Origin of the sequence: Nonomuraea cypriaca, from assembly GCF_015645445.1 — a bacterium.
GTDB classification, from domain to species: domain Bacteria; phylum Actinomycetota; class Actinomycetes; order Streptosporangiales; family Streptosporangiaceae; genus Nonomuraea; species Nonomuraea cypriaca.
Genome location: NZ_JADOGI010000009.1, coordinates 1 through 17,254, shown reverse-complemented (window position 1 = coordinate 17,254; position 17,254 = coordinate 1). Strand labels below are relative to the sequence as shown.

At 71.3% G+C, this 17,254-nt stretch carries 18 protein-coding genes; 7 read left to right on the top strand and 11 right to left on the bottom strand.

Annotation, left to right across the window (positions count from 1 at the left end):
- Nucleotides 1-194: 194 nt before the first annotated feature.
- Together ITP53_RS04855 and ITP53_RS04850 are read right to left on the bottom strand one after the other, a co-directional pair.
- Nucleotides 195-749 carry a dihydrofolate reductase family protein gene (locus ITP53_RS04855; RefSeq protein WP_195894064.1) on the bottom strand — a complete coding sequence of 185 codons (555 nt, stop codon included), beginning with the start codon at nucleotides 747-749 and terminating at the stop codon, nucleotides 195-197.
- 331 nt (nucleotides 750-1,080) lie between these two features.
- Nucleotides 1,081-1,296: a hypothetical protein gene (locus tag ITP53_RS04850; RefSeq protein WP_195894063.1), complete on the bottom strand. Its 216-nt coding sequence runs from the start codon at nucleotides 1,294-1,296 to the stop codon at nucleotides 1,081-1,083.
- A gap of 222 nt (nucleotides 1,297-1,518) precedes the next feature.
- On the opposite strand from ITP53_RS04850, the gene ITP53_RS04845 reads away from it, so the two are divergent.
- On the top strand, nucleotides 1,519-3,375 hold the full coding sequence (locus tag ITP53_RS04845) for a S9 family peptidase (protein WP_195894062.1): 1,857 nt from the start codon (nucleotides 1,519-1,521) through the stop codon (nucleotides 3,373-3,375).
- Nucleotides 3,376-3,423: 48 nt separating this feature from the next.
- Here ITP53_RS04845 and menC read toward each other — a convergent pair whose 3' ends face one another.
- Nucleotides 3,424-4,524, bottom strand: coding sequence for an o-succinylbenzoate synthase (gene menC, locus ITP53_RS04840; RefSeq protein ID WP_195894061.1), 1,101 nt, complete (start codon nucleotides 4,522-4,524; stop codon nucleotides 3,424-3,426).
- Entirely contained in the window at nucleotides 4,521-5,303 is a 783-nt protein-coding gene (locus tag ITP53_RS04835; protein WP_195894060.1) for a GNAT family N-acetyltransferase, read from the bottom strand. The genes menC and ITP53_RS04835 overlap by 4 nt, the downstream gene beginning before the upstream one ends.
- A gap of 252 nt (nucleotides 5,304-5,555) precedes the next feature.
- Between ITP53_RS04835 and ITP53_RS04830 the strand changes: the two genes are divergently transcribed.
- Nucleotides 5,556-6,125 (top strand): bactofilin family protein, encoded by a 570-nt coding sequence (locus ITP53_RS04830; RefSeq protein WP_207755537.1) that lies wholly within the window; start codon nucleotides 5,556-5,558, stop codon nucleotides 6,123-6,125.
- A gap of 69 nt (nucleotides 6,126-6,194) precedes the next feature.
- Here the strand turns inward: ITP53_RS04830 and ITP53_RS04825 are convergent, their stop codons facing one another.
- The 6 genes from ITP53_RS04825 to ITP53_RS04800 are packed head-to-tail and all read right to left on the bottom strand — an operon-like array spanning nucleotide 6,195 to nucleotide 12,407.
- Entirely contained in the window at nucleotides 6,195-7,172 is a 978-nt protein-coding gene (locus tag ITP53_RS04825; protein WP_195894116.1) for a M24 family metallopeptidase, read from the bottom strand.
- Nucleotides 7,172-8,125: an oligopeptide/dipeptide ABC transporter ATP-binding protein gene (locus tag ITP53_RS04820; RefSeq protein ID WP_195894059.1), complete on the bottom strand. Its 954-nt coding sequence runs from the start codon at nucleotides 8,123-8,125 to the stop codon at nucleotides 7,172-7,174. Before ITP53_RS04820 ends, ITP53_RS04825 begins: the two co-directional genes overlap by 1 nt.
- Nucleotides 8,122-8,895 carry an ABC transporter ATP-binding protein gene (locus ITP53_RS04815; protein ID WP_195894058.1) on the bottom strand — a complete coding sequence of 258 codons (774 nt, stop codon included), beginning with the start codon at nucleotides 8,893-8,895 and terminating at the stop codon, nucleotides 8,122-8,124. The genes ITP53_RS04820 and ITP53_RS04815 overlap by 4 nt, the downstream gene beginning before the upstream one ends.
- Complete coding sequence (locus ITP53_RS04810) at nucleotides 8,892-9,770, bottom strand: ABC transporter permease (protein WP_195894057.1); 879 nt, start codon at nucleotides 9,768-9,770, stop codon at nucleotides 8,892-8,894. Before ITP53_RS04810 ends, ITP53_RS04815 begins: the two co-directional genes overlap by 4 nt.
- Nucleotides 9,767-10,807, bottom strand: coding sequence for an ABC transporter permease (locus ITP53_RS60085; RefSeq protein ID WP_328813982.1), 1,041 nt, complete (start codon nucleotides 10,805-10,807; stop codon nucleotides 9,767-9,769). The genes ITP53_RS04810 and ITP53_RS60085 overlap by 4 nt, the downstream gene beginning before the upstream one ends.
- A gap of 16 nt (nucleotides 10,808-10,823) precedes the next feature.
- The gene (locus ITP53_RS04800) at nucleotides 10,824-12,407 is read right to left on the bottom strand and encodes an ABC transporter substrate-binding protein (RefSeq protein ID WP_195894055.1); all 1,584 of its coding nucleotides are present in this window, start codon (nucleotides 12,405-12,407) and stop codon (nucleotides 10,824-10,826) included.
- A 106-nt stretch (nucleotides 12,408-12,513) separates the two neighbouring features.
- Between ITP53_RS04800 and ITP53_RS04795 the strand changes: the two genes are divergently transcribed.
- On the top strand, nucleotides 12,514-13,185 hold the full coding sequence (locus ITP53_RS04795) for an Lrp/AsnC family transcriptional regulator (protein WP_328813980.1): 672 nt from the start codon (nucleotides 12,514-12,516) through the stop codon (nucleotides 13,183-13,185).
- Nucleotides 13,186-13,262: 77 nt separating this feature from the next.
- Here ITP53_RS04795 and ITP53_RS04790 read toward each other — a convergent pair whose 3' ends face one another.
- Nucleotides 13,263-13,604 carry a hypothetical protein gene (locus tag ITP53_RS04790; RefSeq protein WP_328813978.1) on the bottom strand — a complete coding sequence of 114 codons (342 nt, stop codon included), beginning with the start codon at nucleotides 13,602-13,604 and terminating at the stop codon, nucleotides 13,263-13,265.
- 667 nt (nucleotides 13,605-14,271) lie between these two features.
- On the opposite strand from ITP53_RS04790, the gene ITP53_RS04785 reads away from it, so the two are divergent.
- From ITP53_RS04785 to ITP53_RS04770, 4 genes are all read left to right on the top strand, one after another.
- Nucleotides 14,272-15,039 carry a bestrophin-like domain gene (locus ITP53_RS04785; protein ID WP_195894053.1) on the top strand — a complete coding sequence of 256 codons (768 nt, stop codon included), beginning with the start codon at nucleotides 14,272-14,274 and terminating at the stop codon, nucleotides 15,037-15,039.
- 2 nt (nucleotides 15,040-15,041) lie between these two features.
- Complete coding sequence (locus ITP53_RS04780; protein WP_195894052.1) at nucleotides 15,042-15,743, top strand: hypothetical protein; 702 nt, start codon at nucleotides 15,042-15,044, stop codon at nucleotides 15,741-15,743.
- A 235-nt stretch (nucleotides 15,744-15,978) separates the two neighbouring features.
- Entirely contained in the window at nucleotides 15,979-16,686 is a 708-nt protein-coding gene (locus ITP53_RS04775; protein WP_328813975.1) for an aminoglycoside phosphotransferase family protein, read from the top strand.
- 98 nt (nucleotides 16,687-16,784) lie between these two features.
- Nucleotides 16,785-17,254, top strand: a 470-nt coding sequence (locus ITP53_RS04770) for an FAD-dependent oxidoreductase (protein WP_195894051.1), incomplete at its 3' end; no start/stop codon positions are given.

Genomic DNA, 17,254 nt, shown 5'->3' with positions numbered 1-17,254 from the left:
GTCAACCTCCCCCCGCCGGGTCACCGCAGGACTTACGGGAAGAGGTCAGCGCTCCAGGCCGTCGCAGGCACGCTCGAACGCGCCCGCCGCCAGGGCGGGCGTCGCGTGGTGAGCGTGCTGGAACATGAGGAACATAGTGCGATCATCAGCATGAGATCGCAACGGATTATTCCGCCACCGGTCGTGGCGCGCGGCTACGTCGTTCGATAGCGCAGGAGAACCACGCCGGAACGGAACGGCCGGGCCTCCACGAGCCGCAGCGCCGCGGCGCCGCCCGCGTCGTCGAACAGCTTCTCGCCCTGCCCGAGCACGACCGGATAGACGAACAACCGGTACTCGTCCACCAGTCCGGCCGCGATGAGCTCGCGTACCAGGGTGATGCTCCCTGTCGTGACGATGTCCTCGCCCGGTACGGCCTTCAGCGCCCGAATCTCGCCGAGCCCACTGAGCACGGTGGTGTGCTCCCATCGCGGATCCCGCATCGTGCGGGAGACGACATACTTCGACACTCGATTGAGGTAGTCGGTGACCCCTGTCGTGTCGTCGCTCTGGTGCGGCCAGTAACCTCGCATGTCCTCGAACGTCACCCGCCCGACGAGAAAGGCGTCGGCCGCCCCGGCTTGCTCCTGGAGCGCCGCCAGGAGGTCGGACTGATCGACGTCCGACTCACCGGCCACGTCGAACCATCCCCCTTTCGCGTCGATGACCCCGTCGAGCGTGACGTTCTCGGTGACGATCAGATCTCTCATCGTGAACCTCCGGTTCGAGTGGGCTGCGCTGAAAGAGACCAGCGCAGTCCACCGAACTCATCGGTCACCGCGTCGCCGTGCGGCTCAGCGGGCGCCGCCCGGGCTCAGCAGCCGAAAAGCCGGAGTCAGGACATCCCGGACACGGCGAGCGGGTCCCACGAGGCGCCGCGCAGGATTTCGTGCATCTGCCTGCGGCGGAACCCGACCCGTCACCCCTGCGCCAAGCCATCACCCACCGCGAGATCACCTGTCCGGCTCGTGGGCACGATTTGAGGGACGAGAAACCCCTCCCCGGACAGAACGCGGGGAGGGGCTCGAACCGGCGGGGATCTCAGCCCTGGGAGCCACCGCAGAATATCGACCCAGATCCCGTTCCGGGACGCTCGATGCCGTAATGGGTTAGAAGCAGATCCACGTCCTTGCGGGTGTAGGCCGCGTCTTCGCGCAGCTCCGCGATCCCCGCCTTGATCTCCGCCAGGTCCTCACCTGTGCGGAAGGCTCCAGCCTCCAACGTCGTCAGGCGTTCTGCGGTCGTTTTGACATTCATCGGTGCCCTTCCCTTACTGTGGGGGTCGGGCACCGGGGATATATGCCATCCCCAGTGCTCTGCTCCGAGATTAGCCGACGAGGACTTGCGCCATCGTGGATCTGGTTCTGCGCCCTGAGTGGAAGACCTCGCGGCCCGGGTTGGTCCCGCGTACAACGGAATCGGCGCTGTTCGTCGGATCGGCCGAAGATGGGCGGAGGGTGCTGGCTTACGGTTTCGGGTATGCCGCGTCTCACTCTGGATGATTTCTTCCGCTTCGCCGTTCCCTCTGATCCGCGACTGCGTCCCGATGGCGGTGCGGTCGCGTACACGCTCACCACCATCGACCGGGACGCCGACGAGAACCGTACGGAGGTGTGGCTCGCCGTGCCGGGTGAGCCGCCGCGCCGCCTGGCCAAGGGGAGCGCGGCACGGTGGTCGCCCGACGGCGGCGCTCTGGCGTTCCTGCGGCCCGTGGACGGTAAACCGCAGATCCATCTGCTGCCCATGGACGGCGGGGAGCCGTACGCGCTCACCTCGGCGACGCTCGGCGCTGGCGCGCCGCAGTGGTCGCCGGACGGGACCAGGATCGCCTTCAGCGGGCCGGCCGGGCCCGGGGGAGCGGCGCCGGATCCGGACGCGCCCGTCGTGGCCGACCGCCTGGAGTACAAGGCCGACGGCGCCGGGCTGCTGCGCGGGGTGACCTCGCACCTGTTCGTGGTGGACGTGGCGACCGGGGAGACGGCCCGCGTCACGGACGGGGACTTCCACGCGGGGGAGCCGTCGTGGGCGCCGGACGGGACGCGGCTGGCGTTCGTGGCGAGCATGGACTCCGACCGCGACCTCGAGACCGGGGGCGCGGTGTACACCGTGGAGGTGGGTGGGGAGCCGGAGCGGCTGACCGAGCCGGAGATCATCTGCACCGGCGCGTGGTGGCTGGGTGAACGGCTGGTCGTCTCCGGGCTGAAGGGGAGCCCGGTGGGGCACACCCGCCTGTTCGAGCTCGGTCCCGGCGGCCTCGCCGAGGTCGAGACCGGGCTGGACCGCAACGTCATGACCGGCCACCCCGGCTACCCGGGCGCCACACCCGCACTCCTCGGCGACGACCTGCTGTTCTGCGCGCGCGACCACGGCTGCACCCACCTGTACCGGGCTCCCGGCGAGAAGCTCGTACCGGAGGAGGTGAGCGTGTCCGGGGCGAGCGTGGCGGCGGGCCGGATCGCGTACGTGGCCGCGACCCCGCACAGCGCCGGCGACGTCTACCTGATCGACAATGTAAAGGACGTCACCCGGCTCACCGATCACGCGCTCGACGGCGTGGACCTGCTCACGCCCGCCCGGCGCACCTTCACCGCCCCCGACGGCACCCAGGTGGAGGGATTCGTCCTGCGCGACGAGACGGCGGACGCGCCGGGACCCCTGCTGCTGGACATCCACGGCGGCCCGCACAACGCCTGGGCGCCGGTGCTCGACGGCTTCCACCTCTACCACCAGGTCCTCGCCGCGAACGGGTGGACGGTGCTCGCACTCAACCCGCGCGCCAGCGACGGCTACGGCGAGGACTTCTACACCGCGGCGGTCGGCGCCTGGGGCGTGGCCGACACGCAGGACTTCCTCGCCGCCGTCGACGACCTGGTGGCGGACGGCACCGCGGATCCCGGCCGGCTGGCCGTCACCGGCTACAGCTACGGCGGTTACATGACGTGCTGGCTGACCTCCACGACGGGCCGGTTCAAGGCGGCGATCCCGGGCGGCTGCGTGAGCGACCTGACCAGCATGTCCGGCACCTCGGACATGGGATACCTGCTGAAGACCCACGAACACCCGGGCGACCTGGCCGCCCAGTCACCGATCACGCACGTGGCCGAGGTGACCGCCCCCACCCTCCTGCTGCACGGCGAGGGCGACGACCGCTGCCCCGTCGGCCAGTCTGAGCAGTGGTTCGCCGCGCTGCGCGAGCGGCGGGTGCCCGTCCGGCTGGTGCGCTATCCCGGCGCCAGTCATCTGTTCATCCTGAACGGCCGGCCCTCACACCGGTACGACTACAACGAAAGGATTCTCGCGTGGCTGGAGCAATGGGTCAGCGGCTCGCCGACCTGATCGCCGAGTCCGCGCACGCGCGTGCCCTGCCGGCGGAGGTGCCCAGGCTCAGAGGGTGATCCACTCGGTGGCCGTGGTCACCGCGTCGAGCACGGCCGGGATCGGCTCCACGCCGAGCCCGGGGCCCGACGGCACCGTCAGATGTCCGTCCACCAGCTCGAACGGCTCGGTGATGTCGGTCTCGTAGTAACGCCGCGACCCCGACGTGTCGCCCGGCAGCGTGAACCCAGGCAGCGCCGCCAGCGCCACGTTCGCCGCCCGGCCGAGCCCGGTCTCCAGCATGCCGCCGCACCACACCGCCACCCCGTTCGCCCGGCACACGTCGTGGATGCGCCGGGCCTCCAGGTAGCCGCCGACCCGGCCCGGCTTGACGTTGACGATCGAGCACGAGCCGAGCGCGATCGCGGCGGCGGCGTGCTCGGCCGACTCGATCGACTCGTCCAGGCAGATCGGCGTGCTGAGCCGCTCGGCCAGCCTGGCGTGCTGGACCAGGTCGTCGTTGGCCAGCGGCTGCTCGATCAGCAGCAGGTCGAAGGCGTCCAGCCGGGCCAGGCGGCGGGCGTCGCTCAACGAGTAGGCGGCGTTGGCGTCCACCTGGAGCAGCAGGTCGTCGCCGAACCGCTCGCGCACGGCCCGGACCGGCTCGACGTCCCAGCCGGGCTCGATCTTCAGCTTGATCCGTACGTATCCCTCGTCCACGTAGCCCTGGACGGCGTCGAGGAGCCGCGGGATCGAGTCCATGATGCCGACCGACACCCCGCACGGCACCCGCGTCCTGGCCGCGCCGAGGAAGCGGCCGAACGACTCGCCCGCCGCCCGCAACTGCGCGTCCAGCACCGCCGTCTCCAGGGCGGCCTTGGCCATCCGGTGGCCCTTGACCGGCGCGAGAGCCCGGCCCACCCCGTGGACGTCGAGGCTCTCCGGCAGCGCGGGCAGCAGGAATCGGCGGATCACCTCGGCGGCGCCGTCGGCGTACTCGGAGGAGTAGAGGGGCTCGGCCATCGCCACGCACTCGCCCCACCCCTCGGCGTCCGGCGTCACGACTCTGACCAGCAGGATGTCGCGGGCGGTCTCCGTGCCGAACGAGGTGCGGAACGGCGACACCAGAGGCATCGCGATCCGCCGCAGCTCCACTCCAGTGATCTTCATGTTCTCTCCACGACGTAGTAGGTCCTGCCGGAAAACCCTGTGACCGCGCGGCCCTCGGCCATCAGGCCGCCCAGCACGTCGCGTACGGCGTGCCGCCACGCCTTGGCCGTTCCCGGGTCGGCGCGGCGCAACCCCTCGATGTCCGCGGGCACCGCCACCAGCACCGTGCCGGCGTCCACCGGGCCCGGCACGGGACGGCCGCCGTCGTCGGCCAGCGCCACCACCGCGTCCGCGGGCACCGGCGTGACCCGCGGCTCGCCGCGCGCCAGCGCCACCACGCGCGGGTCGAGCAGCCGCCACTCGGCCATCAGCCGGTCGGACTCGTCGCCCGCGTTGATCGCGTCCTCCATGACGCCGTAGAAGGCCGGCAGGTACTCGCGCGGCCGGGCGCCCAGCTTGGCCAGGTTGAAGTGGGCGTTGCGGCGCACCAGCGGGTCGTAGGTCCAGGTGATCCGCTCCAGCCCGCGCTCCAGCGCCCAGCGCCGCTGGTGCAGCTTCAGCGCGAGCCCGATGCCACGTCCCGCCACCACGCCCGTCACGTGCGAGTGCAGTGCGCCGCCCGCCGCGAGGAACCCGGCCGAGCCGCCGGCGAGGCGGTCACCGTCGAACGCCCCGGCCACGTAGCCACCCGTGTGCGACAGCGCCCGCATCAGCTCCACCGTGATGGGTGGTTCGCCGGGGCTGAAATGCCAGATGTCGTCGAACAGCGCGTAGACGCTCTCGAACTCCGCGATCTCGTGGAGCTCCCTGACCTCGATCAACCTGCCGCTCCTCCTCATGGACTCTCACTGGCGACGGTATGCCATGGTGCGCCCGCGGGATTCGTGCGGCACCACCAAGAGGAGCGCCCCTCTTCGTCGGGGTGCCCAGCCCGCGTCCCACGCGGCGGGCGGGTTTGGGGGACTCCATGGGTTTTTTCCGGCGTTTGATGAGAAGTACCTCATGTCCCTCTCATGAAGCAGCCACGGCCCGTCGAGATCCTTCTTGTGGCGGGGCGAACAGCCCGGCCCCAGGCTGACGAAGGAGACGACATGAACAAGATCAAGCTGACCCTGGCCGGCGCCGTCCTGGGCACGGTGTTCGGGGGCCTGGCCATGGCCACGCCGGCGCTGGCGGACACGCGCACCTGCTCGGGGACGATGCGCGCCGTCTCCGCCGACGACGTGCGGGTGCCGAAGGGCGCCACCTGCACCCTCGCGGGCACCCGGGTGGACGGCAACGTCAAGGTGGCGCGCGGCGCGACCCTGGTGGCCCGCGACGCGCGGATCGGCGGCGACGTCCAGGCCGAGGGCGCCCGCTCGGTGTCGGTGACCGGTGGCTCGAAGGTGGACGGCAACATCCAGGTCGAGGACAGCGGCGTCGTCACGGTGACCTCGACCCGGGTCGACGGCGACATCCAGCTCGAGGGCAACAGCCGCCAGGTGCGGGTCGAGGGCAACAAGGTGGACGGCAACATCCAGGTCGAGGGCAACCGCGAGGGTCTGCGGGTCTACCGCAACTCCGTCAAGGGCAACCTGGAGTGCGAGGGCAACCGGCCCAAGGTGAGCGGTGGCAAGAACGCGGTGCGCGGCGACAAGGAAGGCCAGTGCCGCCGCTTCTGATGCCGCCCGTCTTCTGACCGCCCGTGCGACGCCCCGGGGGCTCCGCCGCCTCCCCCCGGGGACGACCACCTATCGATCAAGGACGTGCAAAGCGTGCGGGCTCGCGCCCAGCACCACCGGCCCCTCGCCGGTGCACGCCACCACGTCCGCCACCCTGGCTCCGAAGAGGCCGGGCACGTAGATGGCTGGTTCGAGGCAGAACGTCATCCCGGTAGCCATCAGGAGGCCCTCGCCCGGTCGCGGTCCCTCGTCGGGGCCCAGGCCGACGCCCCTGCCGACATGCGCCGCCGCGAACCGCCCGTACCCGCTTCCGTCGATCATGTCACCCACGGCCCTGGCCAGCCCAGCGACCGGGGCATCCGGCAGGAGAGCGGAGAGCCCCGCCCGATGCGCGGCGAGGACCACCGAGTACATCGCCTCGAAATCCTCGGGCGGCTCCGCCACGGCGAACACGCGGGCGACCTCCGCGCAGTAACCGTCCCACCGCCCGCAGATGGACACCGTCAGCGCGTCCCCCGGGTTGATCACCCGCTCCCCGGGCACGTGCGCGGGGAGCGCCGTGTGCTCGCCCGCCGCCACCCCCAGCGACACCACCTCCTCGCAGCCCGATTCCAGCGAAAGCGACCGCAGCCGGCCCGCCATCGCCCGCTCGCTCGCCCCGAACCACGACAGCTCCAGCGCCTGCAGAAGCACCCCTTCGGCCGCCGCCACCGCCCGCCCGATGGCCTCGACCTCGTACGGCTCCTTGCGCAGCCGCAGCGGCTCCAGCACGGAGGAGGCGGGGACGAGTTCGGCCTCGATCGTCAGCCCGAACAGCTCGCGCACCCGCATCTCCGGATCCACTGCGACCCGCCGCGCCCCCTTGGGCAGCGACCAGGCCGGCTCGTCGGTCTCGGTCACCGCGTCCCCGGTCACCACGAGAAACGGCCCGTCGCCGCCGCCGAGGAACCGGAAGTCGGGCGAGGGACGCAACACCAGGGCATCGATCCGCGCCCGTTCCATGGTGGCGCGGACCGCCGCCAGCCGTCCGTCCGCCGGCCCCGCCATCACGTCGGCTCGTGCAGCCAGCAGGCGACCGGCCCGAAGTCCGGCTCCTTCACCCGGCAGACGTCCATCACGTACGAGCAGCGCGGGTTGAACCGGCACCCTCCCGGCGGATTCGCCGGATCCGGCACATCACCCGGCAACTCGGCGGGCAGCACACCCATCCCGTCCGGCTGGGGAATGGCGCTCAACAGGGCCTTCGTGTACGGATGCCGCGGATCCGCCCACACCTCGGCCGTCTCGCCCACCTCGACGATCTTCCCCAGGTACATGACGGCGATCCGGTCGGCGATCAGCCGCACCACCGACAGGTCGTGGCTGATGAACAGCAGCCCCGCACCCGACTCCACGGCCAGATCCCGCATGAGCCTGGCCACCTGCGACTGCGCGGAGGCGTCCAGCGCCGAGATGGGCTCGTCGCCGATCAGCAGCCGCGGCCGCGCCGCCAGCGCCCTGGCGATCGCGATGCGCTGCCGCTGGCCGCCGGAGAACTCGTGCGGGTGCCGCCCCGCGAAGTCTCTCGGCAGGCCCACCCGTTCCAGCAGGTCGGCGGGCGAGGCGGCGGTGTCGCGCGCGGCGCGCAGCCCGTCGGCGATCTGGTCGCCGACCCGTCGCCGTGGGTTCAGCGACGCGTACGGATCCTGGAACACCATCTGGATCCCGATCAGCGTCCTGCGCCGCAGGCCCAGCGGGGTGACCGGCCGCCCGTCGAAGGTGATCGAGCCCTCGGTGACCGGGTTCAGCCCGCAGACGGCGCGGGCCAGCGTCGACTTGCCGCACCCGGACTCGCCGACCAGGCCGACGACCTCGCCGGCGTGGACCGCCAGGCTCGCCCCCGCCACAGCACGTACGACGGGACGGCCGGGGGAGCGGTGCTCGACGACCAGGTCGTCGATGGTCAGCAGGCTCGTCGGGCTCGTCGGGCTCGTCGGGGTCGTCGGGGTCGTCGGGGTCATCGTGCCTCCGCGTCCGGCAGGGATTCCAGCAGGGAACGGGTGTAGGCGTGCGTGGGCTCGCGCAGCACCCGGCCGCGCGGCCCCGACTCCACGACCAACCCGTCCTTCATCACGCTCACCTCGTCCGCAACCGCCGACATGACTCCCAGATCGTGCGTGACCAGCAGCACGGCCAGCCCCAGCTCGTCGCACAGCCCGCGCAGCAGCCGCAGCACCCCGGCCTGCACGGTCACGTCCAGCGCCGTCGTCGGCTCGTCGGCGATCAGCACCTTCGGGGAGCAGGCCAGCGCGATGGCGATCGCGATCCGCTGCCGCATCCCGCCGGAGAACTGGTGCGGGAACCGCCCGTACGCCTCCTCAGGACCGGGGATGCGCACCTTGGCGAGCAGCTCCACCGCCCGCGCCCTCGCCTCCGCCCGGCCCAGCCGCAGGTGGTGCCGCATGTGCTCGGTGAGCTGCCGGCCGATCGTCAGCATCGGGTGCAGGCTGGTCGCCGGGTCCTGGAACACCATGGCGACCTCGCCGCCGCGCACCCGGTTCAGCTCCTTGGCCGGCATCGCGAGCAGATCGCGCTCGCCGAGCCTGACGGCGCCCGACACACGGGCCCCGTGCGGCAGCAACCCGAGCACGGCCAGCCCGGTCATCGTCTTGCCGGAACCGCTCTCCCCGGCCAGTCCGTGCACCCGGCCGGCCGTCAGCCGCAGGTCGACGCCGCGCAGGATCTCCCTGCCGCCGATCGAGACCTCCAGCCCGGTGATGTCCAGCGTCACAGCGCACGCTCCTTGATCGCGCGGGCCGTACGGGGGTCGAGCGCGTCCCGCAAGGTGTCTCCGAGGAAGTTGAACGCCAGCACCACGGTCAGGATCGCCAGCCCCGGGAACGTCGCCACCCACCAGCTGTCGAACACCTCCACGCCGGAGGCCACCATCGCCCCCCACTCGGGCGAGGGCGGCTTGGCCCCGAGGCCCAGGAACGACAGCCCGGACAGCAACAGCAGCGCGGTGCCGATGTCCAGCGTCGCCAGCACCAGCACCGGGCCGATCACGTTCGGCAGCACGTCCACGCGCAACGACCGCCACACCGAGAAGCCCAGCAGCCGCCCGCTCAGCACGAACTCCCGCTCCCGCACCCCCAGCACCAGCCCGCGCGTCACCCGGGCGTACGCGGGCCAGGCGACGACCAGCACCGCCAGCACCGCGTTCGTCAGGCTCGCGCCCAGCGCGGCGGCCACCACCATGGCCAGGATCACGGTCGGGAACGCGAACACCAGGTCCGCCAGCCGCATGATCGTCTCGTCGGCCCACCGGCCGAAGTAGCCGGCGCACGCGCCGAGCAGGCCGCCGATCAGCACCGACAGCACCACCAGCAGCAACGTCAGCGGGATCGACACCCGCGCCCCGTACACGACCCGGCTCAGGATGTCCCGCCCGAGCTGGTCCGTCCCGAACCAGTGGCCGGGACCCGGGGCGGCCAGCCGCGGCAGGTCCTGCGCGAGCGGGTCGTGCGGCGCCAGCGCGGGCGCGGCCAGCGCGACGACCAGCCAGGCCAGCGCCAGCACCGCGCCGGCCACGGCCAGCGGCTGCCGCCACGCCTCGGGCAGCCGCCTCAGCAGGCCCTTCCCCGCCAGAGGGTCCCGTCGTCTCATCGCAGCCTCACTCGGGGATCGATGACGCCGTACAGGACGTCCACGATCAGGTTGATGACCAGGTAGACGACGCCCACGACCAGGCCGACGCCCATGACGGCGGGCAGGTCGAGTGAGGTGGCGCTCTTGTACGCGTACTGCCCGATGCCCGGCCAGGCGAAGATCGCCTCGACCAGCACGGTGCCGGACAGCAGGCTGCCGAAGGCCAGGCCCGCCACCGTGATGATGGGCACGAGAGCCGAGCGCAGCACGTACCTGAAGAGCACCACCCTGCCGGGCAGGCCCTTGGCCCTGGCGGCGCGGACGTAGTCCTGCCCCAGCACCTCCAGCACCGCCGACCTGGTGAAGCGGGTGAGCAGCCCGATCGTGTACAGCGCCAGCACCAGCGCCGGCGTGATCAGGTGGCCGACGGCGGAGGTGAAGATGTCCCACCGGCCCGCCAGCAGCGCGTCGACCGTCTGCAGCCCCGTCACGGCCGGCGCCGAGCCGAGCGCCGCGTCCACCCGGCCGCTGCCCGGGGTGATCTGCAGCCGGTAGAAGAACACGTAGAACGCCACCAGCGCCAGCCAGAACGTCGGCACCGAGATGCCGACCAGGCTCAGCACCCGCAGCACGTGGTCCGGCAGCCGGTCCCTGCGCAGCGCGGCGACCACGCCGAACGCGACGCCCAGCACCAGCGACACCAGGATCGCCGCGCCCGCCAGCTCCAGCGTCGCCGGCACGAACTCGGCCAGGTCCGCGCTGACCGGGCGGTGGCTCTGCTGGCTGGTCCCGAGATCGCCCTGGAGCAGGCCCTGCAGATGGATGAGGTACTGCCGCCACAGCGGCTGGTCCAGGCCGTGGTCGGCGCGCCACTGCGCCACGATGGCCGGGTCGCCCAGCGCCCGCTGGCCCAGGTTCGCGGCCACCGGGTCGCCGGGGACGAGGTTCGTCAGCACGAACGTGACGAGCGTGATGCCCCAGGCCATCAGCACGGCCAGCAGGACCCGCCGGATGAGGAAACGCGCGAGCGGATGCCCGCCGGTTCTTCCCCGCACCTTGGTTCGCGGCACCTTACTTCGCGCCGAGGTCGGCGACGTCGACCGTCCACACCGGGTGGTACTCCAGCCCGGTCACCGATCCCGCGGTCACGATGTTCTGGCCGGGCTGGATCAGCGGGATGAACGGCCCCGACTCGTTCAGCTTGGTCTGCACGTCGGCGTACGCGGCCTCGCGCGCGTCGTCCCCGAGCGTCGCGGCGGCCTTCTCGCCCGCGGCCTCGATCTCCTTCGCCGCGCCGGCCTTCCAGCCGGCCCGCAGCCCCACCGTCTTGCCGGGCAGGAACGCCAGGTAGTCGCTCGGGTCCGGATAGTCAGGACCCCAATACCACAGGCCCATCTCCTCCTTGCCGTTGCGGTAGTTGTCCAGCGCCGTGGTGACCGGCGCGGGCTGCAGGTCCACCGTGATGCCGACCTCCTTCAGGTTGGCCTGGATCCGCTCGGCCAGCGGCTGGAACGACAGGCCGCTCACGGTCAGCTCGCTCGGGTACTCCAGCTTCACCGTCGGGTTCGACAACCCGCTGGCCGCGAGCGCGGCCTTGGCGCCGGCCACGTCCCGCTTGGCGCCCTGGTCGGCGGGCAGCGCACCGAGCAACTGCGACGGGATGACGCCCGGCGCCTGCGCCGAACCCTCACCGGCCAGCTCCAGCAGCCCCGCGTAGTCGACGCCCTTGCGCACCGCCTCCACGAACTCGGCGTTCGGCGTCGTCGTGCTGATCGCGGAGTCCTGGTTGGCCAGCAGGAAGATGACGTTGGCCGAGGCGGTCCTCTTGACCTGGAGGGTCGCGGGCATGCCGGTGACCTGGTCGCCGGACAGGTTCAGCGCCACCTGGCTGTCGCCGCGCTGCACGTTCAGCTTCTGCGTGGCGGCCTCGACGTTGCGGAGGACGACCCTGTCGTACGCGGGCTTGGTCCCGTAGTACTTCGGGTTCGCCTTGAGCGTGACCTGGCTGCTCACGTTGAACGACTCGATCATGTACGGGCCTGAGCCGGCGGAGGCCGAGTTCAGGTACTGCTCGGCCTTGTCCTGCGGATCCGTGGTGGCGCCGTGCTGCTTGGCGACGTTGCTGTTGATGACGCCGAGCGCCGGGTTGGGCAGGATGAACGGCAGCGCCGGGTTCGCCGCCTCCGACGTCAGCGTGATCGTCGAGTCGTCCGTCCTGGCCACCTCGACGCCGTCCAGCAGGAACGACGGAGTGCCCTTCATGTCACGCACGCGCGTCAGTGAGAACACCACGTCGTCCGCCGTCACCGGCGACCCGTCGGCGAACGTCGCGCCCTGCCGAAGCTTCAGCGTGAGGGTCCTGCCGTCCTCGGACAGCTCGTACGACTCCGCCAGCGCCGGCACCGGCTTGGTCACGTCCGCGCCGTCGAACGTCAGCAGCGTCTCGTAGATCGCCTTGCCGACGATCAGTCCCGTCGGCTCGTACGTGCGGCCCGGGTCAGCCGTCTTGAGGTCGAAGGACGTGTCGATGACGAGCGTCCTGCCCCCGGAGGCCGCGCCGCCGCCGGGCGGCTGGGAGGTGCCGCCGCTTCCGCAGGCGGCCAGGGTGAGTGCACCGGCGAGCAGCACGGCCGCCGTCTGTGAGCGGGTCGCCATGGAGTCCTCCAAAATTGGACGTTCGGCAGGAAGATGTCGAGGATTGTCCGGCAGAACGTCCAGGCACTGTGCGGTCGGCTAGACGTATATAAAGGTCGCTGAGGTAATGATGAGTGAAATTTCCAGAAATGGTGTCGGCGGCGGCGGTCAGTCTGGACGGATCGGTATCGGTCTCGAACTGGACGACATCCACATGAAGATCCTCGAGGTCCTGCGCGAGAACGGCAGGATCTCCGTCGCCGCGCTGGCCGAGCGGGTGGGCATCTCCCGGGCCAGCGCGTACACCCGCTTCGAGGCGCTGCGCGCGGACGGCGCGATCAAGCGGTTCACGGCCGAGATCGACCACGTGCGGGCCGGGCTCGGCATCACCGCGCTGATCTTCGTGACCGTGCGGCAGCAGATGTGGAAGCAGTTCAGGGCCGAGCTGGCCCGGATGCCCGAGGTGGAGTACTGCGCCATCACCACCGGGCAGCACGACGCCATGATCCAGGTTCGGGTGGCCGACGTGGCGGCGGTGCACACGATGGTGACCGACCGGCTGGCCAACATCCCGGCGGTCAAGGCGACGGAGACCGTGTTCATCCTGGACGAGGTGCTCAAGCGGCCGTACGTGCTGCCCAGCGACCACGAGCACGACCGTGACCGCGACCCCGGACAGGGCCGGGGCCGCTCCGCGCGGCGGCCGGCCGGGGAGGCGCAGGGCGGCGACGTGCCGCTCGGCAAGATGCGCTTCGTCGGCGCCGCCGAGGGCCGCGCCGCGCTCCAGAAGGACCTCTGACCGGCCGCCGCCGGTGTGCGGGCTTGTTGCCACGGCTGTTGTCAGAGCTGCTGGCAGTGCTGTCGCCAGGGCTGCTGTCAGGGCTGGGGGACCTCGGTGCACACGCTCACGTGGACGGTGTCGTCGCCGTCGAAGCTGAACTCCTCCACCAGGCGCAGCAGCCCGTCGTCCCCGGTCTCGACGCGGCTGCTGCTCCGCCCGCCCGCCTTGCCGCCGGCCTTCAGCGCGTGGGCGTACGCGATGGACACCTGGTCGCCGTCCCGCGTGCCGACGAAACGCCCGTGGGTCACGGTGTCGCCCGTGTAGCTGCCCCACACCACCCCGTCGGCCTCCTCGTACAGGAACTCCGTGGGACTTTCCAGGTTCACCGCGCTCGCCGTCGAGCTCATCATCACGAATTTACGGCCGTTGAGATTCACGCCTCCATAGTTCCTACATTTCCGAAATATCAGCATCTGGCTGGACATATGGTGAGGGATTTCTGTCAATGATCGGCAATCCGTCCAACCCGGCCCGGTGCTGGGGGTCGTACGCGAGCAGGTCGGTTCGTGATCTTTGAGGCTGGGATCCGAGGGGAATCCCCGGGACACACCCTGACGCGCGGGCCGCCCGGCGAACCGGATCATATGAGGTGTCCGCCCGTGGGAGGGCGCGGCAGAAGACCTTGGGCCGTTCCGCGGAAGGACGGCCGGGATCCTCTGCGCGACAGGTGGATGTGCCTCCTTGGCCCCCGTGGAGCAGCCGTCACGAGGGAGCGCCGGGTCGCCATGCCGGCGCAGGGGCCGGTGGCACCCCGGGCGGTCGCCGCGCGTAGGCCATGCGGCGACCGCCCCGGGCCACACTCCCGCGCGATAGGCGCCGTACGGGGATTGCCCCGTTCCCGCGTGTAGGCCGTGCGGCGATCGACCCGTTCCCGCTGCGTAGGCCGTGCGGCGACCGCTCCGCTCTCCCGTGTAGGCCGTGCGGCGACGGGTCTGGGGCATGCTCCGGCGTTGCCGGGCCTTTACCCGTGCGGGCCTGACGCCAACATTGCGCTGTGTGATAGTAATGTGACACTGCGTATTCGAAGGGATTTGGGAGATCCTCATGGCGGCGTACACGCTCTCGATCTTGGCGGCGGTGGGCGTGGTAGCGCTCACCGCGCTGGTGTTCAGGCTGGTGAAACAGGCCGGCGACGATCGCGATCCCGGCGGCCCGTCCGCCGCCCACGCGGGGGCGATGTTGTCGGCGATGTTCCTGCTGGTGTTCGCCATCGCGATCATCGTGCCCTGGACCACCGCCGACGCCGCCCGCCTCAACACCCAGGCCGAGAGCCAGGCCGCGATCGACGCCTACTGGGCGGCCGACGACCTGCCGGGCACCGCGCCCCAGGAGGTGCGCTCCGCGCTGCGCGACTACGTCACGTTCGTGGTCAGGGACGAGTGGCCGCTCATGGCTCAAGGCCGGATGGACCCGGTCGGCGCCGCCCGCATGGACCAGCTCCGCAGCCGCGTCTACGACGTTCAGGTGAAGGACAACGACGAGGAGGACGCCAAGGCGGACGTGCTGGAGCACATCAGGGCCGTCTCCACCGCGCGCGCCCAGCGCACCGCCGACGCCGCCGCGGCGCCGCCCCAGGGGCTGTTGCTCCTGACGGTCCTGACCGGCGTGCTCGTCATCGTGTTCCCGTTCCTCGCCGGGGCCAGGCCGCGCGGGGCCGCGATCCTGCCGCTGGTGGCGATGGCCGGGCTGCTGGGCTTCGGCACCTACCTGACGTGGGACATCGCCCGCGCCTTCGATGGGCCGCTGGCCGTCGGGCCCGAGGCGTTCCAGGGGGCGCTGCAGGAGTTCTCCCGGATCGCCGGGGGAATGTGATCGTGGGTGTCAGGCGCGCGCCCCTGCTGCTCGCCGCCGCCCTGCTCGCGACCGCCGCCGCTGGCCCGGTCAGCGCCGCGGGCCCGAGCGCGGGTCCGGCCAGTGTCGCGGGCCCGGCCAGCGTCGCGGGCGTCGCGGGTCCGGCCGGTGCCGACCGCGACCCCCCGCCCAGCGGCGAACTGTCCGTACGGCCCCCGGCACCTCCGCGTGGCGTCCCCGGCGGATTCATGCCCCGCGTCTCAGTACGCCCCGCGCCCCCTCGGGACGTCGCGGTTCCCCGGGTCCGGGCACGCCGCTCACCCCCTCGGGACGTCTCCGTGGATTCGAGCGGATCCGTTCCCCGGGTCTCGGTACGCCGTTCGCCCGTTCCCCGGGTGTCCATCGCGGTGCCGCAGGGAAAGCAGCGGCCTGTTCCCAAGGTCACGGTGCCCGGGATGACGATCTTCCCGGGTGTGGTGTGCGGGCGGCGGGTCCAGGTGGGGGAGTGCCCGCGCCGGAATCCGCGCGAAGCGCCCCGTCTCGCGCCCCGGCTGGCGCCTGTGCACGTGCCGACCCCGACGCCGGTCGTCACGCCTCGTTCCCGGGCGAAACGTCTGGTGCCGACACCGCGTCGCAAGAACCCCATGACGACTGTGCTGCTCATGGTGGTTCTGGTCACGACCATCGCATCGACGACCGCCGTAGCCTTCGGGGCGCGCCGCTGACCGTCCGCGGCGAATTATCCGGGTGCCACGCCATCGGGCCACATGACACACTGACCGGCGAACCCCCGCCGACCGGCATGAGGAGCCCGCATAGTGAACCCAACCTCGTCAGGCAGCCGCCGTGACGGATGGGCGGCCTGTGGTGGATGAGCAGGTGCTTGCCGGTGGGGGCGTGAATCATGTCGTCAGGGTTGGGGGAACGGTCCGGCGGCCTGTGGGGCCATGGACGCCGGCCGTGCATGCGTTGCTCGGGCATCTGGCGGCGGGCGGGTTCGAGGGTGCGCCGAGGAGTCACGGGGTCGACGGTGAGGGGCGGGAGGTCCTGGACTTCGTGGCCGGGGAGGTGCCGGACCATCCCTTGCCAGAATGGGCGCTGTCGGATGGCGCGCTGGCCGGCGTTGCCAAGCTGTTGCGGGCGTACCACGATGCGACCGCCGATTTCCTGAAATTTCATGAAATGCCTGACAGCGCGTGGTATTTCCCGCCGGAGAGTCCGGCCGAGGTCATCTGTCACGGCGACGTGGCACCGTACAACTGCGTGTTCCGCGATGGGCGGCCGGTGGCGTTCATCGACTTCGACACCGCTCACCCGGGGCCGCGCGTCTGGGACGTGTCCTATGCCGCCTACCGTTTCGTGCCGCTGAGCGATCCCGACCACACGCCGACGTTCCCCGTGGCGGAGCAGGCGCGCCGGCTGCGGCTGTTCGCCGACGCGTACGGACTCGACGCCGCAGGCAGGAACACGCTCACGGACACCGCCCGCGCCCGCCTGGACCACCTGATCCGCCACATGCACGACCAGGCCGCCAAGGGCAACGAGGCGTTCGCGAGCCACATCGCGCGCGGCGACGACCGCTTCTACCTCATCGAGATCGCGCACATCGCCCGCCACCGGGCCGCGTTCCAGTCCACGCTCACGGAGCCGCCCGCCCCCGGCCCCTGAACAAGCCCGATCGCATCCGACCGCCTTCGTTCGGACGGCATCAAGGTGGGCGGGGCCGTTCGGGAAGAGCTCGGGGGTGTCGGTGGTTTGGTTTGATCGTGGAGGAGACCGAGGTCGTCGTGATCGGTGCCGGGCAGGCGGGGCTGTCCAGCGCGTACCATCTGGGCCGGTTCGGGTATGAGCCGGTCGTGCTGGACGCGGCGGAAGGGCCGGGCGGGGCGTGGCGGCATCGTTCGCCCTCCCTGACGATGGAGAAGGTGCACGGCATCTTCGATCTGCCGGGCGTGCGGCGTCAGCCGGAGCCGGACGGTGGGCAGCCCGCCGCCGAGGTCGTCCCCGAGTATTACGCGGACTACGAGCGCAGGGTGGGGCTGGAGGTCGTACGACCCGTCAAGGTGACGGCCGTTCATCGTAGCGCGGACGGCCGGTTGCTCGTTGGGACGGACGTGGGGGAGTGGGCGGCTCGGGCCGTGGTCAACGCGACCGGGACCTGGACGCGTCCGTACTGGCCGTACTATCCGGGCGCGGCCGGCTTCGCGGGGCGGCAACTGCACTACGCGGGTTACCG